The sequence below is a fragment of the Ruegeria sp. YTSA064 genome (assembly GCF_059610325.1).
This window is the reverse complement of sequence record NZ_JBXWNK010000002.1, coordinates 78,619-102,732: the sequence shown is the minus strand read 5'-3', so window position 1 is coordinate 102,732 and position 24,114 is coordinate 78,619. Positions and strand designations below refer to the sequence as shown.

The 24,114-nt window shown below is 55.7% G+C and carries 27 protein-coding genes; 10 read left to right on the top strand and 17 right to left on the bottom strand.

Annotated features, from left to right (window positions below):
* The first annotated feature begins 24 nt into the window (after positions 1-24).
* Positions 25-606, top strand: coding sequence for a CvpA family protein (locus tag AC2FI7_RS03045; protein WP_010440366.1), 582 nt, complete (start codon positions 25-27; stop codon positions 604-606).
* A gap of 306 nt (positions 607-912) precedes the next feature.
* Here the strand turns inward: AC2FI7_RS03045 and AC2FI7_RS03040 are convergent, their stop codons facing one another.
* From AC2FI7_RS03040 to AC2FI7_RS03020, 5 genes are all read right to left on the bottom strand, one after another.
* Positions 913-1,926 carry an alpha/beta fold hydrolase gene (locus tag AC2FI7_RS03040; RefSeq protein WP_010440367.1) on the bottom strand — a complete coding sequence of 338 codons (1,014 nt, stop codon included), beginning with the start codon at positions 1,924-1,926 and terminating at the stop codon, positions 913-915.
* Between the two features lie 19 nt (positions 1,927-1,945).
* Positions 1,946-3,385: a glutamine synthetase family protein gene (locus AC2FI7_RS03035; protein WP_010440368.1), complete on the bottom strand. Its 1,440-nt coding sequence runs from the start codon at positions 3,383-3,385 to the stop codon at positions 1,946-1,948.
* 101 nt (positions 3,386-3,486) lie between these two features.
* Positions 3,487-3,885 (bottom strand): cupin domain-containing protein, encoded by a 399-nt coding sequence (locus tag AC2FI7_RS03030; protein ID WP_010440369.1) that lies wholly within the window; start codon positions 3,883-3,885, stop codon positions 3,487-3,489.
* A 4-nt stretch (positions 3,886-3,889) separates the two neighbouring features.
* A complete protein-coding gene (gloA, locus tag AC2FI7_RS03025; RefSeq protein ID WP_010440370.1) occupies positions 3,890-4,324 on the bottom strand; it encodes a lactoylglutathione lyase in 435 nt (144 codons plus the stop codon).
* A gap of 19 nt (positions 4,325-4,343) precedes the next feature.
* Positions 4,344-5,435, bottom strand: a complete 1,092-nt coding sequence (locus AC2FI7_RS03020) for an aromatic ring-hydroxylating oxygenase subunit alpha (RefSeq protein ID WP_010440371.1) — start codon at positions 5,433-5,435, stop codon at positions 4,344-4,346.
* Positions 5,436-5,882: 447 nt separating this feature from the next.
* Here AC2FI7_RS03020 and AC2FI7_RS03015 point away from each other — a divergent pair, with 447 nt between their 5' ends.
* From AC2FI7_RS03015 to AC2FI7_RS02995, 5 genes are all read left to right on the top strand, one after another.
* Positions 5,883-6,392: an Lrp/AsnC family transcriptional regulator gene (locus AC2FI7_RS03015; protein WP_010440373.1), complete on the top strand. Its 510-nt coding sequence runs from the start codon at positions 5,883-5,885 to the stop codon at positions 6,390-6,392.
* 776 nt (positions 6,393-7,168) lie between these two features.
* Positions 7,169-7,324, top strand: a complete 156-nt coding sequence (locus AC2FI7_RS03010) for a hypothetical protein (protein WP_010440374.1) — start codon at positions 7,169-7,171, stop codon at positions 7,322-7,324.
* 16 nt (positions 7,325-7,340) lie between these two features.
* On the top strand, positions 7,341-8,861 hold the full coding sequence (gene purF / locus AC2FI7_RS03005; protein ID WP_496815198.1) for an amidophosphoribosyltransferase: 1,521 nt from the start codon (positions 7,341-7,343) through the stop codon (positions 8,859-8,861).
* A gap of 238 nt (positions 8,862-9,099) precedes the next feature.
* Positions 9,100-9,348: a hypothetical protein gene (locus AC2FI7_RS03000; protein ID WP_029621843.1), complete on the top strand. Its 249-nt coding sequence runs from the start codon at positions 9,100-9,102 to the stop codon at positions 9,346-9,348.
* A gap of 42 nt (positions 9,349-9,390) precedes the next feature.
* Complete coding sequence (locus AC2FI7_RS02995; protein ID WP_010440377.1) at positions 9,391-10,035, top strand: SDR family NAD(P)-dependent oxidoreductase; 645 nt, start codon at positions 9,391-9,393, stop codon at positions 10,033-10,035.
* Positions 10,036-10,094: 59 nt separating this feature from the next.
* On the opposite strand, the gene AC2FI7_RS02990 is transcribed toward AC2FI7_RS02995, so the two are convergent.
* The 4 genes from AC2FI7_RS02990 to AC2FI7_RS02975 all read right to left on the bottom strand — a co-directional run bounded on the left by AC2FI7_RS02990 (position 10,095) and on the right by AC2FI7_RS02975 (position 12,652).
* Positions 10,095-10,937, bottom strand: a complete 843-nt coding sequence (locus tag AC2FI7_RS02990; RefSeq protein WP_010440378.1) for an ATP-binding protein — start codon at positions 10,935-10,937, stop codon at positions 10,095-10,097.
* A 114-nt stretch (positions 10,938-11,051) separates the two neighbouring features.
* Positions 11,052-11,975: a twin-arginine translocase subunit TatC gene (tatC, locus tag AC2FI7_RS02985; RefSeq protein WP_010440379.1), complete on the bottom strand. Its 924-nt coding sequence runs from the start codon at positions 11,973-11,975 to the stop codon at positions 11,052-11,054.
* Positions 11,972-12,430 carry a Sec-independent protein translocase protein TatB gene (tatB, locus tag AC2FI7_RS02980; protein WP_010440380.1) on the bottom strand — a complete coding sequence of 153 codons (459 nt, stop codon included), beginning with the start codon at positions 12,428-12,430 and terminating at the stop codon, positions 11,972-11,974. Before tatB ends, tatC begins: the two co-directional genes overlap by 4 nt.
* Before the next feature lie 6 nt (positions 12,431-12,436).
* Positions 12,437-12,652: a twin-arginine translocase TatA/TatE family subunit gene (locus AC2FI7_RS02975; RefSeq protein WP_010440381.1), complete on the bottom strand. Its 216-nt coding sequence runs from the start codon at positions 12,650-12,652 to the stop codon at positions 12,437-12,439.
* Positions 12,653-12,871: 219 nt separating this feature from the next.
* Between AC2FI7_RS02975 and AC2FI7_RS02970 the strand changes: the two genes are divergently transcribed.
* The gene (locus AC2FI7_RS02970) at positions 12,872-13,177 is read left to right on the top strand and encodes a hypothetical protein (protein ID WP_010440382.1); all 306 of its coding nucleotides are present in this window, start codon (positions 12,872-12,874) and stop codon (positions 13,175-13,177) included.
* A 21-nt stretch (positions 13,178-13,198) separates the two neighbouring features.
* Positions 13,199-13,870, top strand: coding sequence for a helix-turn-helix transcriptional regulator (locus AC2FI7_RS02965; RefSeq protein WP_010440383.1), 672 nt, complete (start codon positions 13,199-13,201; stop codon positions 13,868-13,870).
* Positions 13,871-13,933: 63 nt separating this feature from the next.
* Here AC2FI7_RS02965 and AC2FI7_RS02960 read toward each other — a convergent pair whose 3' ends face one another.
* The 8 genes from AC2FI7_RS02960 to AC2FI7_RS02925 all read right to left on the bottom strand — a co-directional run bounded on the left by AC2FI7_RS02960 (position 13,934) and on the right by AC2FI7_RS02925 (position 21,342).
* The gene (locus AC2FI7_RS02960; RefSeq protein ID WP_010440384.1) at positions 13,934-15,097 is read right to left on the bottom strand and encodes a peptidoglycan DD-metalloendopeptidase family protein; all 1,164 of its coding nucleotides are present in this window, start codon (positions 15,095-15,097) and stop codon (positions 13,934-13,936) included.
* 59 nt (positions 15,098-15,156) lie between these two features.
* Positions 15,157-15,807: a protein-L-isoaspartate(D-aspartate) O-methyltransferase gene (locus tag AC2FI7_RS02955; RefSeq protein ID WP_010440386.1), complete on the bottom strand. Its 651-nt coding sequence runs from the start codon at positions 15,805-15,807 to the stop codon at positions 15,157-15,159.
* A complete protein-coding gene (gene surE / locus AC2FI7_RS02950) occupies positions 15,804-16,586 on the bottom strand; it encodes a 5'/3'-nucleotidase SurE (RefSeq protein WP_010440388.1) in 783 nt (260 codons plus the stop codon). The genes AC2FI7_RS02955 and surE overlap by 4 nt, the downstream gene beginning before the upstream one ends.
* A gap of 118 nt (positions 16,587-16,704) precedes the next feature.
* Positions 16,705-17,790, bottom strand: coding sequence for an ABC transporter ATP-binding protein (locus tag AC2FI7_RS02945; protein ID WP_029621845.1), 1,086 nt, complete (start codon positions 17,788-17,790; stop codon positions 16,705-16,707).
* 80 nt (positions 17,791-17,870) lie between these two features.
* Entirely contained in the window at positions 17,871-18,917 is a 1,047-nt protein-coding gene (locus tag AC2FI7_RS02940; RefSeq protein WP_496815192.1) for a methyltransferase domain-containing protein, read from the bottom strand.
* Positions 18,918-19,014: 97 nt separating this feature from the next.
* Positions 19,015-20,127, bottom strand: coding sequence for a YhaZ family DNA alkylation repair protein (locus AC2FI7_RS02935; protein ID WP_496815190.1), 1,113 nt, complete (start codon positions 20,125-20,127; stop codon positions 19,015-19,017).
* Positions 20,128-20,129: 2 nt separating this feature from the next.
* Positions 20,130-20,909 carry an SDR family oxidoreductase gene (locus AC2FI7_RS02930; RefSeq protein ID WP_170540158.1) on the bottom strand — a complete coding sequence of 260 codons (780 nt, stop codon included), beginning with the start codon at positions 20,907-20,909 and terminating at the stop codon, positions 20,130-20,132.
* 70 nt (positions 20,910-20,979) lie between these two features.
* Entirely contained in the window at positions 20,980-21,342 is a 363-nt protein-coding gene (locus AC2FI7_RS02925; RefSeq protein WP_260022522.1) for a SnoaL-like domain-containing protein, read from the bottom strand.
* Positions 21,343-21,451: 109 nt separating this feature from the next.
* Between AC2FI7_RS02925 and AC2FI7_RS02920 the strand changes: the two genes are divergently transcribed.
* Positions 21,452-23,056: a peptide chain release factor 3 gene (locus AC2FI7_RS02920; protein WP_496815188.1), complete on the top strand. Its 1,605-nt coding sequence runs from the start codon at positions 21,452-21,454 to the stop codon at positions 23,054-23,056.
* A gap of 41 nt (positions 23,057-23,097) precedes the next feature.
* On the top strand, positions 23,098-24,003 hold the full coding sequence (locus AC2FI7_RS02915; RefSeq protein ID WP_496815187.1) for a glycosyltransferase family 2 protein: 906 nt from the start codon (positions 23,098-23,100) through the stop codon (positions 24,001-24,003).
* The last annotated feature ends 111 nt before the right edge of the window (positions 24,004-24,114 follow it).

The following is a 24,114-nucleotide window of genomic DNA, read 5'->3' as shown; positions in this document are numbered from 1 at the left end:
GCAGAAAACGAACAGGCGAGGGCCATGGAAGGTTTTACAATAATTGACGGGGTTGTGGCCCTGATCATCGTGCTGTCGGGCTTGTTGGCCTATTCGCGTGGTTTCATGCGCGAGGTTCTCGCCATCGCTGGCTGGGTTGCCGCTGCCGTCCTGGCCTTCATCTTCGCGCCGCAGGCCGTGCCACTGGTCAAAGAAGTGCCCGTCGTCGGAGAATTCCTGCGCGACAGTTGTGAGCTTTCGGTTATCACCGGCTTTGCCGCCGTTTTTGCTGTTGCCTTGATCGTCGTCAGTATCTTTACACCACTGTTCTCTTCTCTGGTGCAGCGTTCCGCGATCGGTGGTCTGGATCAGGCACTTGGGTTCTTCTTCGGCATCGCACGCGGCATCCTGCTGGTTGCGATTGCCTTTTTTGTCTACGACACCGTAATGACCGGCCAGTCTTACACGATGGTCGACGAAAGCCGCTCGGCAAAAGTCTTTGAACAGTTCAGCGGCAAGATCGAAGAACAAAACCCCGAAGCCGCGCTGGGCTGGGTCACCGCTCAGTACGAGGAGCTGGTCGCAAGCTGCACTGCAGATAATTCAACGGACGCATCCGACGGCTGATCACGCCATTTAGGCCTGTAATAAGGAATGAGGTGATCAATCCACCCCGTTCCGGCTCTTGTCGAAGACCATGTTTGCTGGTCTACGACAAGTGCGCAGTGTAGCTGTGAGCTCAATTGGACCAGTGTAGCGGTTGGTATTAGCGACTGCTGCACGTAATAAAGCGGATTTTTGAACGTTGAAGAAATAAGCCAAACAGTTCAAAGCTAACAGTTTGCGTTTTGGTTGCGATTGTTTTGCCCTTCATTCGAAGGAAGAAACGGGTGATTAGTGAATTTCAACTGCCCCGTAGTTTTTCAACAAGTGCTACCTTTCAAGAAGTTCACGAATATTGGCATCTAGCTGCGTCATGAAGCCCTTGTCACTTCCTGGGTTCGCAGCGCAATGGCCCCAGGGCGAATGATGCGGGCGGAAGATGGCGTTGGGCATGAAGCTGGCTTCAATTTCATTGTCTTCTGGTGGAAAGTATAAATCCTGCGTGCAAGGCATCAGGATGGCACGAGCTTTAATGGCACCCAGTGCTAGTTTGTAATCCCCATTGTACAGCGGTCCGGCAGAGATATCGCCTGCCTGCCAGGTTGCAAGCTTTGCCAACAGGTCGTTGGCATCCCAGCCCTGCACATGATCACGCTCCCAATCCTGCAATAACTCCTCGATAGTTTCGAAACCCATCTGCCGATAAAGACCCTCGCGATAAAAGGTCTGAGAGAAAGCCCAGCCTGCGTAAACTCGACCAAAGGCCTTCAGCCCTGCTTCGGGTGGGCTAGCATAGTTGCCACCATTCCATTTTTGATCCGCACAAAGGGCCGCCTTAACCCCTTCGAGGAAGACGAAATTGTGTGGTGAGGTTTTGGCTGAGGCGCAGAATGGCAGGATCGCCTGAACCATGTCCGGGTATTGCGCTGCCCACTGATAGGACTGACAGCCCGCCATAGACCAACCCGCGACAAGGGCGATTTTTTCGATCCCCAGATGTTCGTGGACCAACCGGTGCTGGGCAGCAATGTTGTCCCACATTTGTACCAGCGGAAACCGCGGCCCGTCCTGCGGCGCAGGCGTATTCGATGGTGATGACGAACGACCATTGCCAAACAGGTTGGGGCTGACGATGAAATGCCGCGCCGGATCAATCGCGCGACCCGGACCAAAGAAGCCTTCGTTGCGGGTATTTGTGCCGGTATAAAATGTCGGCAGAACGATGACATTGTCACCTGCCGCAGACAATGTGCCGTAGGTCTGATAGGCGAGCTTGGCATCATTGAGCATCTCACCCGACAAGAGCGGAAGGTCACCCAACTCGTAGATCTGATAATCCGCCATTGTCTAGCCCTTCCCGCTTTTAGTAGAGCCGAAGGTATTCCTGCACTTCCCAATCGGTAACCGATTGGTGGTATCGCTCCCACTCATCATTCTTGTATTCTAGGTAGGACTGACGCATCACGGGGCCCATCACATGTTCTGCCATGGTGTCGCCCCGTAAAGCCTCGATCGCATTGAACAGAGTGCGAGGCAATCGACGGATCCCCAACTCGGCAAGTTCAGCTTCGGTTTTTGAGTAGAGATCAAAATCCGTTGGTTTGCCCGGGTCGATCTTGTGCTTGATCCCCTTAACACTGCAACTCAGATGCATCGCCATTGCCAGATAGACATTCATGGTCATATCGCAGGCGCGGTTTTCAATGCAATGGCGGCTCTGTGGTAGACGGAATTGGGCCGAGCGATTGTTGAAACCATAGGTGATATTGGTCGGAGCCCAAGTGACAGTGCCACCCTCAAACCCACCGACACGAGGCACCAATCCGTTATAGGAATTCACCGTCGGACAGGTGATCGCCGTGATCGCTTCGGCGTGCTGCATCAATCCGCCAACGGCCCAGCGGCTTTCGTCGCTCCATTCCCCGTCGGGGGTTTCAAAGATGTTTTCACCGGGGCGGCTTTCATGTTGCATCGACATGTTGATATGCGCACCCGATCGCCAGTCGCCAACTGTTGGTTTTGGCATAAAGGTCACGAACATCCCATGCTTTTTTGCCACCTCTTTCAAGGTGATCCGCAGAAACGCCAGACGGTCGGACATCTCCAGCATGTTGGTATAATGAAAATCCAGTTCGAATTGTGAATACGCACCCTCGGCGACTACGTCATGCAGATTCCAACCCAGTCCTTCGATGATGTCGATCATGTCTTTCAAAAATGCCATCGAGTCGATCGAGTATTCAACGTCATAGCCAAAGGCCTGACGGCGTGGGCGGACGCCGATAGCAGGGTCGTCGTCAAAGGCCTTCACTGGTTGGCCGGCATCGTCATATTTCATCACGATGAACTCGGGTTCAACACCGGCATAGCCTGTGTATCCTTCCAGTGCAGCTTCGTGCATGGCGCGTTTCAGGGCCTGACGCGGGCAGACATTGTAAGGTGCGTCTTCCCAATACAGATCAGAGAAGATGATTGCCAACGATGTGTCCCACGGACAAACGTAGACGGCGTCAAGATCCGGCACCACCACCTGATCGCTGTCAGCGGGGCTGAGTTCGGGCACGTAAGAAATCGAATGCACTGCAAATTGCGGTCCTTTTCCAAGGCAAAGCGGTTCAAAATCGCTCATCGGGACGGGCTTGGTTTTTGGAATGCCGTGCAGGTCGATCCAGGCAGCCATCACATATTTGACGCCGGCCTCTTCCAAACGTTGTTGAACTTCTGGGATACGCGTGCGGTTCCGCTCTACTGCGTCGTGAAATGTCTCGTAGTAAATACGGGCGTTGGCATTGTCCTTGGGCATTCGGCGTCCTCCCATCGAATAGCAATTGGATTTGCTTCACCGAGGTGACACCTCGGTGTTGGTTCAGGTTTCGTTTGCTCGGTCACACGGCGGAAAAATGTTCAGCCGGGAACAAAATCGTCAGGGTCGATGCCGGGAACTTGTGTGATCCCCGCCAGTTGTTTCCAGTTGTGTGGGTAGGCGGCATAGAAGATCACGCATTTGCCGTCCGCCTCGTAGGAAATGTGATTGTCCTTGGGGACAAACAGCACGTCACCACGATTGCAGACATAGCTTTTGCCGTCACAGACCAATCGGAACGTCCCCTCGAGGCAATAAATGATCTCGTCGCAGGTCAGATCCCACGGCACCTTGATGTTGTTCAGAACGTTGATGCCACCGCACATCGACTTGCTGAACTCGCTGGTCACCATCGGTTTAATGTACGTATCGCTGTCGCCCATCGTGTCGTAGCGTTTCTGAACCAGGTCGAATTTGAAAAGTTGAGGTGTATCACCCATTGGGTCAGCCTTCCTGCGCCAAGTGTTTCAGTATGGATTCGTTCAATTCGACCTTGTAACCATCAGGATCCTCGCAGAAGGCGATGACCCTTGTACCGTTTTTCATTGGCCCCGGCGGGCGGGTGATGTTTACACCGGCTGCTGCCAGTTGCTCGCAGGCGGCGTAAACGTCTGGAGTTTCAATGCAGATATGGCCCCAACCGTCGCCCTTGTCATAAGGCGTGTCCTGATCCCAATTGGCGGTCAGCTCCAGCGTGGGAAACTCGGCCTCGGGGCCATAACCGATAAACGTGTTGGTGAATTTCCCTTCGGGATAATCCGTGCGCCGCAACACCTCCATGCCCAAGATTCCACAATAGAAATCCAGCGACTTCTCCATGTCTGTGACCCGCATCATCGTATGGGCCAGACGAAACCCTTTGGATATGGAGTTGCTCATTGATCTTGTTCCTTCTTACTTAGGCGCCGGCCACGTCACGCTCGATCAAATCCTGAAAGGCGCGCACGCTATCTTCCCAGGCAGGCGACAACAGGCCCCCATCTTCGGCGACCGGGGATTTGCGGCCCTCAAACATGCGTTCAACCATCTCGTGATCTTCCTTGTGGACGTCCCACCAGAGGTTTCTGAGGGCCTCTATTTCCTCAGCGCTCAACTTTTGGCCTTCAGTGGTGTAAAGCGCTCGGTACTGGCGCATCTTTCCGGGACCGATGGGCACGTTAAGATAGACGCCCAGCTGATCCGGGAAATAGCGGCCCAGGATAAAGTTGGGATACAGCGTCAGATAGCGCGAGCTCACACCCAAGCTGCCAGATGTGCCTAATTCTTCCTCAAGGTCCACTGCGCTACCGATGCAGGTGCCATCAATGATAGTATAGTGATCCTCCAACGGCTGATCCGTCGTCGAGGAATGTACAAACTGGACGTGGTAAGGCTCGATAAAGTTCTCCATTATCAGCTTCCAGTTGGTGTCGATCTCACCAAATTCGAGCAGGCCAATGGGTTCCAATTTGCTGTAATCCATCCCCGACAACTGGTCGATCAATGGCGCGGCATAGTCTTCGAATTCAGGCGCGTTCCCATCTAGATTAACGAATATCCAGTCATGCCAGACATGAGTGCGTACGGGTTTCAGCCGATGCTCTTTGATGTCGAAACCGTCAAACTCTTGCTTGCCGGTGCCTGCAAAATGTGGAGCTGCCCGCAGGCGACCATCCAGATCATAGGCCCAGGCATGATAAGGGCAGCGGATCAGTTTGCCGACATTCTTAGGCCTATCAACCAGCGTCATGCAGCGGTGCAGGCAAACATTGTGAAACACCTGAATGTCGCCTCCACGACCACGCACCGCCAGCAGCGGCAAGCCGGCACAGGTGATAGGTTGTGCATCGCCTGGGTTGCTCATCTGATGGGCAAATCCGACAAACACCCAGTTCTTGGCTAAAACCGTCTGGCATTCCCGTTGCCAGAACTCCTCGCTGCGATATGCGTCGGCGGTCAGACCGTGCTGAGGCCCGCAAGAAGCCTGTGCTTTTCGCTCGGCAATTGTCATTTATCCTCCCTTCGACACTGACACCAGCGTCCGCCGATCCAACGGCAGGCGCATGGATTCACCGTTTCTCGCGGATGGCCTGTTTTCAGGCTCTGTCCCACCGCGACGGGCTTAGGTTTTCACTCTACGAATATCGCATTAATTTGGGCCATTCCCCTTCGATATTCGCTTATGCATTGGATTATCGAGCAAGAATCGGAGGTGATCTGGTCAAAAAGCGGCATTTCGATACGAATTTCGAATATTTTAGTTACTCTGGCTGTTAGATCCACAAATCCAGCATTAAATAATAGAAATTTCGGCAATCTGGCCTTCAGAAACTGTGGCGAGAAGATCAAAGCATGTCGTTTTCCGCACTTCCCTCCAGAGGATTCCTAGGAGTTAATTGCGGATTTCGATGCGCTCTCTTAACCTTGGCTGCGAATACAGCAATCGAGCATCAGGCCTATGTCAGTCAAAAAGCAACCGAACGCGCGTGCCGCCCAGAGCATTCGATCCCCCAAGGATGATTTAAACCAGCAGATCATCCGGCTTTTACAGCAGGATGGTCGGATGGCCTTTTCTGAAATTGCACAGCAACTCGATGTGTCGGAAGGAACCATTCGCAACAGGGTGAGCGGACTGCGAGACAACAACATGCTGCGGATTGTTGCCATGTCGGATCCTGTGGCAACGGAATACACGACTGACGCAATGATTGGCTTGAACGTGGCGACCGGCGTGACCCCAAGACAGGTGGCCGAGCGACTTGAAAGAAACCCACGTGTTGTTTTCATCCTGTGGGTCGCAGGCCGTTATGATCTGATTATCGAGCTGGTGAGCGACGATAGCGACGCACTAAAAGATTTTCTGGAACATGAAATCCACGGAAGTAACGATATTGCCAAGGCCGACGTCATGCCGGGGCTGAAGAATTTCAAGAACCAGTTCCTCCTAAAGCAGGGTGCAAAGGAGTGATTAGGAAGAAGTCGACCGCTAAAAGTGATAGCGCGAGAGGACTTCAACAAAATTCTTTTGCTAGATACTCAGCGCCGATCATGGTGCCGGCCCCGACAATAGCCGGTATTTTGAATGCCGAAGCCAGCAGCAAGCGACTGTTTCGCGTTGGCGATTGGTCATCGAGCTCAAGCAAGCGAACGGCCGGTAATTCTCACAATGCGGATATCAATTGCTGAACTTGGATCACCAGATATCCCAAAGATCATCCCAGCCTTGAGTTTGGACTCATTTGTAAGAAAAACCTGTCGGAAACGGAAAAACAGTGCGCCTTACAACATTCTCAGCATTATAATTCGGCGCTCGCATATTCTGTATCAGATTCATCCAAAATCAAATGAACCCTTCACCGCCGCAGATATTGCAGCGAATGGCCTTTAATCCAAAGCACCCGTCGCAGCGGCTTGAGATTGGTTTGCCATACTGGTCACGGCTTTTGACGACCGTTCCAGATCCTTTGCAGATCTCACAGGGTGCACGGCCTGATCCTCGGCATCGGTGACACCGACGCTTGACGGGCTTTTCCTTGGGATTGTTTTGCTTGTGCTGCCACATGGCTATTTTCCATCCCAAACTATCGGGCATCTGGAGCAGACACCTGACCTAAAGCACAGCACAGGTCGCCTCATTTGTCATCTTAAACCCGCGAGCGGCGCATTTCAGGCCTGCGGCAAATCGCGAATGTGATCCTTTGGTGACACGCGCGGCAATAGGCAGTATGTCGGAGCCGAAGCGACATGGAATCGGAGCTGCCGATCTTGCTGTATTTGTTCTATTCTGCATTGGCCGCTTTGGCGCTTGTGCATGCATGCCATACATTCCGGCTGCAACAACCCAATCAGATACGCAGTAGCAGTCGATCCGACCTGAACACCAGCCAGATCAAGTCATAGAAATTGGAGCCCGTGTATGTGTGGGATTTTGGGGATCGCAAGCCGGACACATGATGTCTTTGCGGAAATCTATGACGGGTTGCTGATGCTGCAGCACCGGGGTCAGGACGCCTCGGGGATCGTCACCTACAACGGCGAATTCTTCCGCGAGAAAAAAGCCAATGGTCTGGTCAAGGACGTCTTCAACGCCAGCGATGCGGAAACCCTACTGGGCAAGATCGGCATGGGTCACGTCCGCTATCCCACTGCAGGATCGCTAAGCGCCACCGAGGCCCAGCCTTTCTTTGTGAACGCGCCCTACGGAATTTACCTTGTCCACAACGGCAATATCACCAACACCGAAGAACAGCGCGAAAAAGTGACTGCGAAATACAGCCGTCACCTGCGCACCACCTCGGATTCCGAAGTGTTGCTAAACGTGTTGGCCGACAAGGTAGCGGACGCCATCAAAGTCAATGGCAATGCCGACCCGATCCGCAACTTGTTTGCAGGTGTAAAGATGACCATGGAGCGGGTACAGGGTGCTTATTCTGTGATCTGTCTGGTCGCCGGTGTTGGTATGCTCGCCTTCCGCGATCCGTATGGTATCCGGCCCCTGTCGGTCGCCAAGCGAGAAGCGCCCGGTGACGGTAATGATTTCGCCTTTGCCTCGGAAGACGTAGCGTTTGGTATCAATGGTTTCGACAAATTGCGCGATCTGCGACCAGGTGAGGCGATCCTGATCGATCTCGACGGGAATATGCATGAGTTCCAGGCTGTCGAAGGCAAGCTGACGCCCTGCATTTTCGAGTATGTCTATCTTGCACGTCCAGATTCGCTGCTGGATGGCGTGTCGGTTTACAAAACCCAGATGCGCATGGGCCAAACACTCGCCAAGCAGATTCAGGATTCGGGGCTAGAGATCGACCGGATCATCCCTGTGCCAGATAGCGCCCGCCCCGTCGCACTTGAAGCCGCCAAGATTACCGGCATTCCCTATCGTGAGGGGCTGGTAAAGAACCGCTATGTAGGCCGAACCTTTATCATGCCAGGTCAGGCCGAGCGCCAAAAATCCGTGCGCCGTAAGCTGAACGCCGTGCCGTTGGAATTCGACGGACATAATGTGCTGCTGATCGATGACTCGATCGTGCGCGGCAATACGATCAAGAAGATCGTCCAGATGTGCCGCGAGGCTGGAGCAAAGAAGGTGTACATCGCCAGCGCTTCTCCACCCGTAAAATACCCCAATGTCTACGGAATCGACATGCCCACCAAGGCCGAACTGGTTGCCAATGGTAAAGAGATCGAAGAAATCCGTGAAGAGCTGGGTGCGGACGCGCTGTTCTACCAGAATCTAGACGATCTGATCTGGGCCGCCAAGGAAGGCAATCCCGAGATCGAATCCTTTGACTGTTCGTGCTTTGATGGAAACTACATCACCGGGGTAGATGAGGACTATCTGGACAGTCTTGAAAACAGCAGCCGAGTCAGCAAGAAACGCGAGGATATGCAGGTCGTTGGCGGTTCGTGGAACGCGGCCAAACTGGCGTCGGGCTGATCAGGCGAATCAAATGATAGCGACAGGCCATTTCCCTGAGGTGGGGAGGCACTCATAGGTCAGAATCCGCCGACAACTCTCTGTTGAACGAGATGCGTTTGCAAAGGGTTGGGCGACCTGGGTTAGCGACCTATTGGAAATGGGATTGCAACCCTTTTGGTTCGAACGGCCGCATGATACCCGATCGCCGAAAACCACTCACAATGCAGGGCCCGGGTACACGATCCGGCCACAGATCATGGCAAATTCAACGGTCAAAAGCGCCGCAACGCAAGCGGGTGCGCTAAAGAAAAACTCGGTCTCTGTGCTGGGCATTTTTGGCCCTAAGTCCGAGTTGCGCGCTCTGGTTCGTCTGTCCTCGGGGCGGGTAAAGAAAGTAAAGCCAGGCAGCCGTGTCGCCTCGGGTAAGGTGATCGCCATTGATGAGGAAGGTGTCGTGCTGCGACAAAGCGGCCAGAACCGCAGGATCGACATACCTGGCAGTTGATCCAGACTTGACGCCTTGTGCGCACGGGTTCAAACCCCACTTATGACCGATCAGACCAAAATCGCCCTGATTACCGGGGCCTCACGCGGGCTGGGCGCGGCACTGGCCGAAGCCCTTTCCCCCGAGTATCACATCGTTGCCGTCGCCCGCACCCAAGGCGGGCTGGAAGAGCTGGACGATCGCATTCAGGCCAAGGGTGGCTCGGCCACGTTGGCCCCAATGGACATCACCGATCCCAATGCAATGGCGACACTTTGCCGTGGCATTCACGACCGCTGGGGTAAGGTTGACCTGTGGCTGCATACAGCTGTCCATACCTCGGCCCTGACACCAGCAAACTTTGTTGACCCCAAGGAATGGACCAAAGCGGTCAGCACTAACGCGACAGCCACCTCGGTTCTGATTCCTTATGTGTCGCCCCTGTTAGGCGATGCAGGTCAGGCGGTGTTCTTTGATGATCCCAAGGCAGGTGAAAAGTTCTATGGCATCTACGGTGCCACCAAAGCCGCGCAAATGGCTTTGGCCCGTAGTTGGGCAGCTGAGACAGCTCGCATAGGTCCACGGGTTACGATCCTTGAACCCGCGCCGATGCCTACAGCGGTGCGTGCACGATTCCATCCCGGTGAAGACCGCGAGGTGCTGACCAGCCCCGCGGATGAGGCGGCGCGGATTGTAGCCGGGCTTTGATTGGCCCTGACGGGCCATGCCTCCGGCAGGGATATCTGTGGCCAGAGGAAGCAGGCGGTTTACGCGATATGGACACCGTTGCGCCCGGCGAGATCGACAAAGAACTGCCAGGCCACGCGGCCCGAGCGTGCGCCGCGGGTGGCTTGCCATTCGATGGCCTCGGCGCGCAGGATTTCCTTGTCGATCGTGACGCCATGGGCGGCACAGTAGCGGTCGATCATGGCGAGATATTCATCCTGATCGCAGGGGTGAAAGCCTAACCACAGGCCGAAACGGTCCGACAAAGATACCTTTTCTTCAACAGCCTCAGACGGATTAATAGCGCTGGAGCGTTCGTTTTCGATCATGTCGCGCGGCATCAAGTGGCGGCGGTTGGAAGTGGCGTAAAACACGACATTCTCCGGGCGGCCTTCAATGCCGCCATCCAGTACAGCCTTAAGCGATTTGTAATGTTGGTCATCGTGGCTGAACGAAAGGTCATCGCAGAACAGAATGAACCGGTGCGGCGCTAATCTCAGGTGGTTCAGCAGACGCGCGACTGAGGACATGTCTTCCCGCTGCAGTTCGACGAGTTTCAAGTCCGGGTGTTCTGCTTGCAAAGTGCCGTGCACTGCCTTGACGAGGCTGGATTTTCCCATACCTCGCGCACCCCAGAGCAGCGCGTTGTTGGCCTTGTAACCAGCCGCGAACCGTCGGGTGTTGTCCAGCAGCGTATCGCGGGAGCGATTGATGCCGACCAACAGATCCAGATCGACGCGGTTAACCTCCGAGACGGGCACCAGCCGGTCCGGATCCACATGCCAGACAAATGCAGGGGCCGTGTTGAAATCGGGTGCGTCCAGCGGCGCGGGCGCCATGCGTTCCAACGCGTCGGCGATACGGTTCAGGGCTTGATCGTCCATCGGCTCCTCCGGGTATTCCGGCGGAGTTGAACCATGTTCCGAACTACACAACAAGGCCCGCGCATAAAAAAGGCGCGCCGAATGTGGACGCGCCTTTTGAAATCAAGATACAGGCTACTTTGTCTCGTCGTAATCCTGCATCATTTCCGCATCCGCCTCGGCCTCTTCATCGTCATAGTAGCCGTCGGCGCGCAGTTGTTCTTCGCGCTTTTTCTCGACGCGGGCGACAAGGAAGATTGACACTTCGTATAGTCCATAGACCACAGTGAACAGGATCAGCTGCGTGATCACATCTGGTGGTGTCACCAAAGCAGCCAGAACCAGAATACCGACCATCGCGTATTTGCGAACGGCACCCAGACCCTCGGCCGAGACCAGCCCAGCCTTGCCCATCAGAGTCAGCAGAACCGGCAACTGGAAGCACAGGCCAAAGGCAAGAATGAACTTTAGCGTAATATCCAGAGATTCATTAACTTTCCCGAAGAAGGTGATTTTCACACCTTCTGTTGTTTCGGGGACAACAATGATCTCTTCCGGGACATCATCGGCCGCCGGGGCCAGCAGGTTTGCAAAGATCGAACTGACATCTGCAAACCCAAGGAAAAACTGCATCGCCAACGGTGTCACAACAAACTGCGCAAAAGCCGCCCCCAACAGGAACATAAACGGTGATGCGATCAGAAACGGCAGGAAAGCTCCCTTCTCGGACTTGTAAAGCCCCGGAGCTACAAACCGCCACAACTGATATGAGATCACGGGGAATGCCAGTGCAAACCCGAAGACCATCGATATCCGAAACAGTGTGAACAGGTATTCCTGTGGAGAGGTGTATTGCAGTGTTGGTGACGGATCACCAAGCTCACGCAGGGTCGCCTCGATCGGACGCACTAAAAACTGCAGGATCGGTTCAGCCACTATGAAGGCAAGAACAATCCCCACGATAAAGGCAAGCACCGACCGGATCAGCCGGGTGCGAAGCTCGGCTAGATGCTCGATCAGAGGCGCCGAGCTGTCCTCGATCTCGTCGGTTTTAGTCATGACTTGCTTTCAGTTTTCAACGCGGCTTCGGCCTCTTCCGCCTTTGCAAGCGCATCTGCGGCTTCCTTAGCCTTGCGTTCAGCGGCCGCACGGGCCGTGGAGGCTTGGATCTTCTTTGCCTGCTCTGCCCGCTCAGCGGCCAGTTTGCCGGTCTCGCTATCCGGGTCGAACTTGGTCGGGTCAATGGTTTTGGCCACATCACGCGCGGCCTCGTTGATCCCGTCCATGGCTGTGCTGACCGGATTGGTCGCCGCGCTCAGGCCCTTCTTGATCTCATTGACGCCAGCTTCATCCGCAGCCTCGTTCATCGCAGTGCTGAACTCACGAGCCATACCGCGCGCCTTGCCGACGAACCGCCCGACATTGCGAAACAGCACTGGCAGGTCCTTCGGCCCCACCACGATCAGCGCGACGATGCCGATGACCAGAAGCTCGGTCCAGCCCAGATCAAACATCTAGACTCAGACCTTGTCTTTGTCTGTCTCAGGGGTGACGTCTTTAGCCAACTCGGAGGCGTCCTGTTCCAGCTCTTCCGAACCTTCCTTGATGCCTTTCTTGAACGAAGTAATGCCTTTACCCACTTCACCCATCAACGAGCTGATCTTGCCGCGTCCAAACAGGACGAGAACCACAACAGCAATGAGCAGGATACCCGGAAGGCCAATATTGTTGAGCATGTCTTGTCTCCTTCTACGTCGGCGCATCGCGCCGGGAATACGATCTGGCCCCGTGTCTACGCCCGTACGGGCCATTGCAAAAGTGCGCCAGATCAATTCCGCGCACGAATTTGAACGGATCGCACATTTTTTGCGGACTCGCATTTCTCAACTGACAGGTTTATGTCAGTTGTGGTTGCCTAGAAAGACGATATCGAAACCTTCTCAATGGAGAACCACATGACCCATGTCGCAGAAATCGTCACTTTCACACTTGCCGAGGGCACAAAGCCTGAACAATTCGTGAAACTGAGCCAAGCATCCGAGGCATTTGTCCGCGCCGCCCCCGGCTTTGCCCACCGCCAACTGAGTCAGGGCGAAGATGGTCGCTGGACAGATTATGTCGTCTGGGCAGATATGAAATCCGCCAAAGATGCTGCGGCTGCGTTCATGCAACAAGATTTTGCACCCGCTCTGATGGCGGCAATCAATCCCGAAAGCGCTCAGATGCGCCACGAGACCGTGCTATGGAATATGACCGCGTAAACGCAGCTCAGACGGCGTGTCATGCGTCGCACTGACCGCCTGTTCGACATCATCCAGATCCTGCGCGACGGCAAACTGCACCGCGCGCAGGACATCGCGGACCGGCTCGAGGTGTCGGTCCGCACGATCTATCGCGATATGGATACGCTGGTGGCCTCAGGTGTCCCGGTCGAAGGGGAACGCGGCGTGGGTTACATGGTGCGGGAACAGATCACCCTGCCCCCGCTGAACCTGACACCTGCCGAGCTTGAGGCTCTGAACCTCGGCATGGCCATCGTGGCTGAAGCCGCCGATCCCGATCTCAAGTCCGCCGCTGAATCTCTAGCCGACAAGATTGACGCCGTACTGCCCACTCAAGTCGTGGCAGAGGCCGACACCTGGAAATTCGCCGTCTACCCGTTTGCCGATGCTGCGCGCGGATTGGCCCACATGGCCCCGATCCGCGCTGCGATCAAATCACGCCAGAAATTACAACTAAGTTACCGCCGCATCGACGGTATCCTGACCGAACGCACCATCCGCCCTTTGCACATGGAATACTGGGGCCGCGTCTGGACCCTCACTGCATGGTGCGAACTTCGCAATGGCTTCCGCGTTTTCCGCATCGACCTGATCGAGGCCATCACACCCTTGCCAGAACTCTTTTCAGACGTACCCGGCAAACGGCTGAGCGACTACGACCCCTACGGGTGATCCGCGCTTCATCTGGCCACAAATATCCCCGCCGGAGGCATGGCCCGGAACGGGCCATTCAGGTCACTTAAGATAGGGCTCAGGATCAACCGACTCGAACCCCTGACGCACCTCAAAATGCACATAGGCATTGTCGCCACCACGCAGCGCGGCGATTTTCTGACCCCGTCGCACCCTGTCACCCTTCTTCACGGTGATATTGTCGACATTGGCATAGACGGTCAGTAAATCATTGTTGTGCTTGACCACAATGATCGGAACCTGATCGGCGTCTTCCGTGATCGCCGCAACTGTGCCCGCCTCGGCCGCCGTTACAGAAGCACCTGGAGACGCCGCAATGTCGATCCCTTCGTTCTTGCCTTTGGCATAAGTGCGAATGATCGTCCCGTTCACAGGCGCTGCCAATGCTGAACTGCCTGAATTCGTAGGGGCTTCGGCAGTTACATCTGGTGCGGGTGTTGCAGCGGCAACCTTCTCATCCGGCAATGGCTGTGTCGCGCTTGGCGGTGTCGGCGTCGGAGAGCCCTCTCCCGGCTGTGTCACAGCCGTCGCGGTTGCTGCTGGTGCGGCAGCGCGCGGCGCTGCCTGATCCTTGACGGGGATCAGCAGATACTGGTCCTCACGCACGGTAAAGTCCGATCCCAACCCGTTCCATTCGGCAAGCGATTCCACAGACACCTGATAGAGACGCGAGATCGTATAAGCGGTTTCGCCGCGTTTTACCTTATGCCGAATGGGCTCTGGCCCGGATGCAGCAGGCGCCGGGGTCGCGGTGGGTTGCGCAGGTTGCAGGGTGGATGTCTGAACCGAACCAGTATCGGGTGCGTCATCAATCGCAGTCCCAGCTATGGTTGCAATATCAACACCACTCGAAGCACCGACTGAACGCGGCAGTGCAAGCACTTCACCGTCCCGTAGAGAGTCATTCGGCTGCAAACCATTAAATCGCGCCAGTTCGGCGACTGGCATGCCGATACGGGCAGCGACATCACCAACCGTATCACCCCTACGGGCCACTGCCACTTGATAGTTTGGATAGGTTATCACCCCCCGTGCATCCGGTGACGGTCGGCTGGCGGTGGCTGCTAGAGCGGCATCTGTCGTAGAAAACCCGCCAACATTCCCGCGCAAGTCATAGTCGAACGGTCCTTCACACCCGGCCAGAATTGCCAGCACGGCCACGCCCGTTACACAACGGCGCATTGCTGAATTGGAAACTGCTCTCATTTTTCTGTCCTCAACACCTGCCCCTGTTCTCCGGGGTTCCGGCGCCTTTTAATATACCTTTACGCTCCGTCTTTTCCCAGCCCCTCAAGCAGAGGCACAAAACGGACCGGCAACAATTCGTCGTAATCCAGACCGGTCTCGGTACGCGTGACCCGGATCAGGGTCTGCACCGCATCCGACTGGCCCACGGGTAACACCATGATACCGCCGATTTTCAACTGCGCCAAGAGTGGCCCCGGAGGATCTTCGGCGGCAGCGGTTACAATGATACGGTCGAACGGTGCCTGTTCGGATAATCCAAAAGAACCATCCGAGAGCATCGCCGTCACATTTGTCAGCCCCAACTCACGAAACAGCTCACCGGTTTCACGCACCAGCCGTTTATGGCGTTCGACAGTATAAACCCGGCGCGCCAGTTTGGACAGAATCGCCGCCTGATAACCCGATCCAGTGCCCACCTCTAGAACCGTGTCCCGCGGGCGCACTTGCAAAGCTTGCGTCATCAGACCCACAACCGAAGGTTGGCTGATGGTCTGACCACAGGCAATCGGCAATGGTGTGTCCTCATAAGCCCGCTGGGCAAACAGGCCCCTCACAAACTGCCCCCTGTCGATTTGCTCCATTGCGGCCAGAACGCGCGCATCAGTGACCCCGCGCGAACGCAGCGCAAATAGGAACTGCATGATGGTTTCAGCGCTAGGTCCTGTCATTCGATGACCTTCAACGCCTCAAGTGTGTCGTGGGCGGTCAGATCGGCTCGCATCGGTGTCACCGAGATATACCCTTCAAGGTTAACGGCGGCATCCGTACCCGGAGCAGTTGGGTTGTGCTGATATCCGCCCTTGATCCACAGGAACCGCCGCCCCGACGGAGAGCTGTGGGGTTCGACCGAGAAATGCGTATCCCGGCGGAATCCCTGCGGTGCTACCCGGGCACCCAGCACTTCATCGGCGGGGACCGGTGGAAAATTTACGTTGTAGAACAGTCGGTAATCACCCGATTCTGGCGGGGTGGCATCCAAAATGCGCCGAACAAGCCCCGCTCCGTAACGGGCTGCTGCCTCAAACGGATCTTCCAGCCCCAAATTGCGCGGGCCAAAATACTGTGACAAGGCAATCGCAGGGCGACCCTGCAGGGCCGCCTCCATCGCCCCACCGATCGTACCGGAATACAAGGTGTTTTCAGCCGAGTTATTGCCCCGGTTCACCCCGGACAACACCAGATCGGGCGGAGCGTCTTTCATCACGTCGTGCAGGCCGGCCAAAACGCAATCCGCGGGAGACCCTTCGGCGGCAAAGCGACGCTCACCCAGTTTGGCCACCATCATCGGGTGGGTATAGCTGATACAATGACCGACGCCCGATTGCTCAAAAGCAGGTGCGACCACCCAAACCTCGCCTTCGGGGCCAGCCAGTTCAGCCGCGATCGCTTCAAGCACAATCAGTCCCGGCGCATTGATGCCGTCATCATTGGTCAGAAGAATTCGCATGCCCGGTCCACCCCTCGTTTTGCCCTTGATAGACCCGCCTCAGCGCTGCGACAAGCAATGCACATGCGCAATCTGAGGCTTTCACGCACCACTTGGATGAAAATGCAGGATTTGAGCGTCAGGCCGGGAACACAAAACACCGGTCGCGGCGAATGGTCAGCCACATGACTCGGCCCTCTTTAGGTACAAAGACGTTCGGAACCGTCGCCTTCAGGATCGAGCCATCGTAGTCCATTCGAAACTCGACAAGGCTTTCATTTCCCAGAAATCGAGCACGCTCAACCACACCTCGGGCTGCAACACCGTCTGTAGGTGTTGGCGCAGGCCCTTTGCCATTGCGGTCGAAATCCAGTTTGACATGCTGGGGCCGGAACACGATTTCAACATCGGTTGCGTCCGGCACACCTGGCGCGAGAAAACGACCAAACGGAGTATGCGCCAAAGCACCATTAACTTGCGACTTCAACACATTGACATCACTAAAGAACGCGACTGCAGCCTTGTCTGCAGGTCGGGTATAGACATTGTACGGCGCCCCTTGCTGCACAATCTTGCCGCGCCGCATCAGCGCGATCTCATCGGCCATCCGCATCGCCTCGTCCGGCTCATGCGTGACCAACAGAACGGCAGCATCCTCTTCCTTAAGGACTGCCAGCGTCTCATCCCGAATACCATCTCGTAGACGGTTATCGAGGCCCGAAAACGGCTCATCCATCAGCATGATCCGTGGACGTGGTGCAAGCGCCCGCGCCAAAGCCACACGCTGTTGCTCCCCTCCCGACAACTGATGCGGAAATCCATCAATAAACCGCATCAAATCGACTTTGGTCAGCAATTCTTCAACCCGCGCGCGCTTCTGCTCTTTGCTGCCCTTCAGGCCAAACGCGACGTTGTCTGCCACGCTGAGGTGCGGAAACAGGGCAAAATCCTGAAACATCAGGCCAATCTCGCGCCGCTCTGGGGGCACTCGAAACACAGTGTCGCAGATCAATTTGCCATCGACATAAATCTCGCCCGAGGTCTGCATCTCGACGCCAGCGATCATGCGCAAGGTGGTTGACTTGCCACAACCCGACGGCCCCAGCAGACAGGTCACCTGCCCTGCCTGAACGGTCAAGGACACATCATCCACAACCGTCCGCCCAGCAAAGCGCGCAACCAGATTGCGGATTTCCAATCGAGGAGGAGTTGTCGTCACTGTCACCGATGGACCCCGTTGCCTTTCCCGATCAATTCCATCGGGCTTAGGCGGGGATAGCAACCCCGACCTTCAGGCGCAAGGGATCAGCAACACCCAGTTGACGCAGCTTCGCCCTGTACAACAAACGGGCTATCACCGCCGCATCCTTCGAAGATTCCATAGTGGGTTGAGAAATCGCCGATGAATTCGAAATGTCGTGCAAAACGAGTGTCTTGCAACATCATCCATGTATTGCCACAGACCGGGAACACTTTGCCAGTCTCAATCGTGTGGTGATCATCCAGCACAAATTCATGCGGCGCATGCGGCACTGTGCCCTTGTAGATCACAGCCTGACCGTAGTCTTCGCAAGCCGGCTCAAGCTCGGGCAGCTTGAACAGACGGTATGTGGCCGAAATAAAGCTGAGCGGTGCCACCCTTTCCTCCAGAGCGGAGTTCTCGATCGTCAAAGGACGATGCGTGACCCTACGCGGATCACCAAACCCGGCAGCGCGCGACATCGACAGGAAGTCATTCCAATAGAGCGCCCCCGACAAGCACTCACCATACAGCACCTCGTCTTCGGCCATGGCTTTGGGCACCCGACGGTCAGCATAGACGTCCGAGAAATACATCTCACCGCCTTTTTTCAGCAAACGATGGGCCCCGCGCAGTACAGCAGCCTTGTCAGTCGCCAGATTGATTACGCAGTTCGAGACAATGATATCGAACGATCCCGGTTCTAGGTCCAACTCATCCAGCTTTTCGATAAAACCGTGATGAAACTCTACATTGCTTTTGGAATGCCCAAATGCCTCAGCGTGATAATCCTGTTGAGCGCGCGCAACATCCAACTGTTCCGGCGTCATGTCGATGCCGACAACACGGCCATTCTCACCAACCATCGCCGACAGAGCATACACATCACGCCCTGCGCCACAGCCCAGATCAAGGATGTGCATTCCTTCCAGATCAAGCGGAGCAATTAGCCCACATCCATAGTAACGTGTCAGTACATCATCATGAATTTGCGATAGAATTTTCTTGACGTGATCCGGCATGTCATCCGGAGTACAGCACGCATTCGTTTGCAAATCTGCACTGCCTTGCAGCACTTCGCCATAGTAGTTCTGCACAGCTTCATGCTTCATCGCGGCATTCCTTTTATCACTGGTTGAACTGCAGTTAATGCAGCATGCCGAACCGTGCAATCCACCACCGTCCGAATTGACGATACCGTGACCGCGCTCAGCCGAGCAATTCGAAATCCACGCCCGCGCGCACCCGTCCGTTCACCTGAACCTCTAACCGATGTGGCCCGGGCACCAGTTCGAATGTGGTCGCGTTGCCCTTGAGCTTGTGGCGCTTTGTGACGACCAATCGTCCTTCTTCCAAACTGGTTTGTTTGAACTTGTGAACTTTAGGTGAAACCTTCCCCCCAGGCCTTTGAAAATGTACGATATAATCGATCAACACAGGCTGTCCGTTCGCACCCATCAATCGCGCTTCGAAATCAAGCGCCTCACCAATCCGAGCCGGACCATTCACCTGAACTTCGACCGCGATATCAGCATCGGGATCATACCCAAGAGCTCTCATCGCGCCCGGGTGCCCAGACTTTACCAGACTCCGCAAAGCGTGCGCTGTCATCCACTGCAACTCTTCCGGATCCTGTTGCTGTTCCTCCTCCCACTTACGCAGTCGTTCCAGCACCAGACCGGGGTCTTTCTTGGTGATATCATTCAGATGGTTGGCGACTGAACGTGTCACATACCGCGTCTGATCCCCATGCAGCTGGTCAAGCAACGGCAAGGGATCAGAGACGTCCAAGCCAACAGCCTGCCCCCAAGGCAGGCGTGGCCTTGTCCCTTCGCTGACCAGACGGCGCACGTGATAGCTGGGATGGCAACACCAGTCCTGCATACGCTCAAATACTTTCTCGGGATGGTGGTTCAGGAAAGGGCGGATCGCCCATTCCATCGAAAAGCGTTGCGTAAGCTCTTCCAATACGTCCAGCGACAAATCAGGGTGATCCAGCCCGATCGCGCAGACCCAATCGCCCAGAGGCGCAAAAATGAAATCGCCGAAGTCATTATCACTCTGGCCGGGATCAAGCGGCGGTGGCAGCGCATCCAAAATGACCGGGGCAACCGTTGGAAGATCACCCGGAACGGTTTCTTGCAAACATTCTGCAATCCAGGCCATCCGCTCTTTCAATTCCAACTCAAGCAATCGCGACATTATTCGTGCTTCGAGTGTACCTGCGTCGAAATGAGGGTCAGCTTCCGCGAACAAACCCACAAGATAGCTTACTTTTTCAGCGTTGAAGAGTTGATCTTTCAGAGAAAAGTTTTGCGCCATGCTTACATCGTCAGATTAGTGCCCCCACCATCCAGCAAAATATTCTGCCCGACGATGAAACCGGCATGTTGTGAACATAAAAACGCGCAAGTCGCCCCGAATTCTTCCCGCGTTCCATAGCGGCGCGCTGGAATGGTCGCGGCGCGCTCTGCCCGTGCATCATCGATCGAGATACCCTTCTGCGCCGACACACCGCCATCCAGTGCGTCCGCCCGATCGGTTGCATGGATTCCTGGCAGCAGATTGTTAATTGTCACCCCGTGCGGCGCCACCTGCCGCGAAGTGCCCGCCACGTATCCGGTCAGACCAGTACGCGCCGCATTTGACAAACCCAAAACAGCGATCGGTGCACGTACGGATTGTGAGGTGATATTCACCACACGGCCCCAGCCTTTATCCATCATTCCCGGAAGCAGAGCCTTCATGAACGCAATCGGTGTCAGCATGTTTGCATCCAGCGCTTTGATGAAGTCGTCGCGTTCCCAATCAGACCAAAGCCCCGGAGGTGGCCCACCTGCGTTTGTAACAAGGATATCAACTCCCTGCGCGGCGTTTATCACCTCAGCCTGACCTTCAGATGTTGTAACGTCACAAGCGACGGTCTGTACGGCAACGCCATATGACGACCGTAAACGCGTTGCCTCGGCTTCCAGCGCCTCAGCCCCGCGTGCGTTCATCACCAGGTCGACACCGGCTTCGGCCAACGCCTCGGCGCAGCCCAGACCCAAACCTTTGCTGCTGGCGCAAACCAACGCACGTTTTCCACGAATTCCAAGATCCATTCTGACCCTCCCTATCTTTGCCCTCATTTAGCATCGGCCCGACAAGGAAGGCCAGAAACGGATCAGTGGCTCAATAGAAGAACTCTTCCCGCACGATCTTGCCGTCGGCGACGTGATAAACAGCAACTTCGCGCATATCAAAGCTCTCACCAGACTCCTTCACCTTGCCCTGAACTTCGAAGATGACGGCAAAGCGGTCTTCGCCATGCGGGAACGGATCACTCACAGACGCGTCTGAAACCTCGTGTGCGCCTTCCCACCACTCATGTTTGCCTCGTATTGCGTCACGGCCATGAGTTTCGCGCCCCATGCCCATTGCATCCGCAGCCTCGACCGAGACAGCATCCGCTGCGTAAAGCTTGTCCAGATTTTCTTTGGCTCGGTTTTCTCGGCAACCCGCAACCAATTCGTCTGCGATTTCTTTCAAATTCATTGGTCCACTCCATATTTTGTTCACTATATGTTCTTATTGCCATACCCCCACGATTCGAACCACCCCCTTTGTCTTGCCTCGGCAGGATTCCCCGCCTATACGCGCGTTTATGCTTGATACCTCGAACCAACCCACCCTGCCGCCCGAGATTGCCCGTCGCCGGACATTCGCCATTATCTCGCACCCAGATGCGGGCAAGACAACGCTGACGGAAAAGTTCCTGCTTTACGGGGGTGCCATTCAAATGGCCGGTCAGGTGCGCGCCAAGGGTGAGGCACGGCGCACGCGGTCGGACTTTATGCAGATGGAGAAAGATCGCGGTATCTCGGTCTCGGCCTCGGCGATGTCCTTCGACTACGGGAATTTCCGGTTCAATCTGGTGGACACCCCCGGCCACTCGGATTTCTCGGAAGATACCTATCGCACGCTGACCGCCGTAGACGCCGCCGTCATGGTCATTGACGGTGCGAAAGGTGTGGAAAGCCAAACGCAGAAACTGTTCGAGGTCTGCCGCCTGCGCGATCTGCCGATCCTGACCTTCTGTAACAAGATGGACCGCGAAAGCCGCGATACGTTCGAGATCATCGACGAAATTCAGGAAATGCTGGCCATAGACGTCACGCCCGCCGCGTGGCCCATTGGCGTGGGTCGCGATTTCATCGGTTGCTATGACATGCTGCGCGACCGGCTGGAGCTGATGGACCGCGCCGACCGCAACAAGGTGGCTGAAAGCATCCAGATCGACGGTCTAGACGATCCCAAACTGGCTAAACACGTGCCTGAACACCTGCTTGAGAAACTGCTGGAAGAAGTCGAAATGGCGCGTGAATTGCTGCCCAAGCTCGACCCGCAAGCGGTGTTGGAAGGGCACATGACCCCGATCTGGTTCGGCTCGGCGATCAACTCTTTTGGTGTGAAAGAGTTGATGGAGGGCATCGGCGCATATGGACCGCAGCCTCAGGTTCAGTCGGCAGAACCGCGTCAGATCGCACCCGATGAGAAGAAGGTCGCCGGTTTTGTTTTCAAGGTGCAGGCCAACATGGACCCCAAGCATCGCGACCGAGTGGCATTTGTTCGAATGGCGTCGGGCCATTTCAAACGTGGCATGAAGCTGACCCATGTGCGGTCAAAGAAGCCGATGGCAATCTCGAACCCTGTGCTGTTCCTCGCTTCTGACCGCGAATTGGCCGAAGAGGCTTGGGCCGGTGATATCATCGGCATTCCCAACCATGGCCAGTTGCGCATCGGTGACACACTTACCGAAGGCGAAGCGATCCGCGTGACCGGCATCCCCTCCTTCGCGCCGGAACTGCTTCAAACCGTCCGCGCGGGCGATCCAATGAAAGCCAAGCATCTGGAAAAAGCCCTGATGCAGTTTGCCGAGGAAGGCGCGGCCAAGGTCTTTAAACCCTCGATCGGCTCAGGCTTTATCGTCGGGGTTGTCGGTGCGCTGCAATTCGAAGTGCTCGCCAGTAGGATCGAGATGGAATACGGCCTGCCCGTGCGGTTTGAGGCGTCTCAATTCACCTCGGCCCGCTGGGTCAGCGGTGACAAGCCCGAGGTCGACAAATTCGTTAACGCCAACAAACAGCACATCGCGCATGACCATGACGGCGACATCGTCTATCTGACGCGTCTGCAATGGGATATTGACCGGGTGGTTCGTGACTATCCAGCGCTGAACCTGACCGCGACGAAGGAAATGATGACCTGACGGATTCCGCGGCCAATCCAGAAAAAACCACATGGGGAATTGTGACCACCATCCGTGCCCCACGTAAGGATATTTTGCGCTTTGCCGCCCACCACCTCGATATCGGCGCGGACCGGATTCACATCTTTCTGGACGAGCCAGTCCAAGGCGACATCACCGGCCTGCGCGAACACCCCCGGATCCGGGTGCGCACGTGCGATGCGGCGTTCTGGAAGCGTCGCGGTCGTGAGAGGCCGGACAAACATCAGGTCCGGCAATCGTCGAATGCCAATTTGATCTATAATCGGACCGATCTGGACTGGGTCGCGCATATCGACGTCGACGAGTTCCTTTGGCCGATGTCCCCGATCCCAGATCTGCTGAGCCAGATTCCGGATGACGCCCCCGCCGTCCGCGTCCGCCCGATAGAGGCTCTGGCGGGGGGCGAGGACCTCTACAAAGCCTTCATTCCCGAAGGAAAGAACAGACAGGCGCTGGTCGAATCGCTCTATCCAAAATTCGGCGCCTATGTTCTGGCTGGTTTCATGAGCCACATTCAGGGCAAACTGTTCGTGCGCGGTGGTTTGAAAAAACTGAGCGACCGTATCCACAACCTCTATCAGCACGGTGAGTTTCTGCCAGTGAGAACCGAGCTGCCGCAGATCGATCTCTGCCACCGCCACGCCCCGGATTGGGAGCATTGGCTGGCGCATTACCGCTTCCGCCTTGAACGCGGCTCGTACCAGGCCAGCCCGGATCGCCCGCGAAAGATCGGCGCGCTAGACAGGTTCGAATTGTTCACCCTTCTGGAAGCCGAATACGGGCTGGATGGTCTTAGGGAATTCTATGATGAAATCAGCGCCGCTGACCCTGAGGTTCTAGAACGGCTTGAAGATAATGACATGATGCGCCACCGCCCGCTGGATCTGGACCGGAAAGTCGCGAAACACTTTCCCGGAAGCATCTGAATTGTTGCGGAAATCCCTGTTATCGGCGGATATGGAACAGGTTAAGCCGACTTCATTTGACCCTGCCCCACGTTTTTGTTATGCCCGCGCCACAGCCGAAACGCGCATGAG

Bases quoted from the DNA above. Each gene is read 5' to 3' on its own strand.
- AC2FI7_RS03045 (WP_010440366.1), top strand. From the start codon at position 25: ATGGAAGGTTTTACAATAATTGACGGGGTTGTGGCCCTGATCATCGTG.
- AC2FI7_RS03040 (WP_010440367.1), bottom strand. From the start codon at position 1,926: ATGGCGGATTATCAGATCTACGAGTTGGGTGACCTTCCGCTCTTGTCG.
- AC2FI7_RS03035 (WP_010440368.1), bottom strand. From the start codon at position 3,385: ATGCCCAAGGACAATGCCAACGCCCGTATTTACTACGAGACATTTCAC.
- AC2FI7_RS03030 (WP_010440369.1), bottom strand. From the start codon at position 3,885: ATGGGTGATACACCTCAACTTTTCAAATTCGACCTGGTTCAGAAACGC.
- gloA (WP_010440370.1), bottom strand. From the start codon at position 4,324: ATGAGCAACTCCATATCCAAAGGGTTTCGTCTGGCCCATACGATGATG.
- AC2FI7_RS03020 (WP_010440371.1), bottom strand. From the start codon at position 5,435: ATGACAATTGCCGAGCGAAAAGCACAGGCTTCTTGCGGGCCTCAGCAC.
- AC2FI7_RS03015 (WP_010440373.1), top strand. From the start codon at position 5,883: ATGTCAGTCAAAAAGCAACCGAACGCGCGTGCCGCCCAGAGCATTCGA.
- AC2FI7_RS03010 (WP_010440374.1), top strand. From the start codon at position 7,169: ATGGAATCGGAGCTGCCGATCTTGCTGTATTTGTTCTATTCTGCATTG.
- purF (WP_496815198.1), top strand. From the start codon at position 7,341: ATGTGTGGGATTTTGGGGATCGCAAGCCGGACACATGATGTCTTTGCG.
- AC2FI7_RS03000 (WP_029621843.1), top strand. From the start codon at position 9,100: ATGGCAAATTCAACGGTCAAAAGCGCCGCAACGCAAGCGGGTGCGCTA.
- AC2FI7_RS02995 (WP_010440377.1), top strand. From the start codon at position 9,391: ATGACCGATCAGACCAAAATCGCCCTGATTACCGGGGCCTCACGCGGG.
- AC2FI7_RS02990 (WP_010440378.1), bottom strand. From the start codon at position 10,937: ATGGACGATCAAGCCCTGAACCGTATCGCCGACGCGTTGGAACGCATG.
- tatC (WP_010440379.1), bottom strand. From the start codon at position 11,975: ATGACTAAAACCGACGAGATCGAGGACAGCTCGGCGCCTCTGATCGAG.
- tatB (WP_010440380.1), bottom strand. From the start codon at position 12,430: ATGTTTGATCTGGGCTGGACCGAGCTTCTGGTCATCGGCATCGTCGCG.
- AC2FI7_RS02975 (WP_010440381.1), bottom strand. From the start codon at position 12,652: ATGCTCAACAATATTGGCCTTCCGGGTATCCTGCTCATTGCTGTTGTG.
- AC2FI7_RS02970 (WP_010440382.1), top strand. From the start codon at position 12,872: ATGACCCATGTCGCAGAAATCGTCACTTTCACACTTGCCGAGGGCACA.
- AC2FI7_RS02965 (WP_010440383.1), top strand. From the start codon at position 13,199: ATGCGTCGCACTGACCGCCTGTTCGACATCATCCAGATCCTGCGCGAC.
- AC2FI7_RS02960 (WP_010440384.1), bottom strand. From the start codon at position 15,097: ATGAGAGCAGTTTCCAATTCAGCAATGCGCCGTTGTGTAACGGGCGTG.
- AC2FI7_RS02955 (WP_010440386.1), bottom strand. From the start codon at position 15,807: ATGACAGGACCTAGCGCTGAAACCATCATGCAGTTCCTATTTGCGCTG.
- surE (WP_010440388.1), bottom strand. From the start codon at position 16,586: ATGCGAATTCTTCTGACCAATGATGACGGCATCAATGCGCCGGGACTG.
- AC2FI7_RS02940 (WP_496815192.1), bottom strand. From the start codon at position 18,917: ATGAAGCATGAAGCTGTGCAGAACTACTATGGCGAAGTGCTGCAAGGC.
- AC2FI7_RS02935 (WP_496815190.1), bottom strand. From the start codon at position 20,127: ATGGCGCAAAACTTTTCTCTGAAAGATCAACTCTTCAACGCTGAAAAA.
- AC2FI7_RS02930 (WP_170540158.1), bottom strand. From the start codon at position 20,909: ATGGATCTTGGAATTCGTGGAAAACGTGCGTTGGTTTGCGCCAGCAGC.
- AC2FI7_RS02925 (WP_260022522.1), bottom strand. From the start codon at position 21,342: ATGAATTTGAAAGAAATCGCAGACGAATTGGTTGCGGGTTGCCGAGAA.
- AC2FI7_RS02920 (WP_496815188.1), top strand. From the start codon at position 21,452: ATGCTTGATACCTCGAACCAACCCACCCTGCCGCCCGAGATTGCCCGT.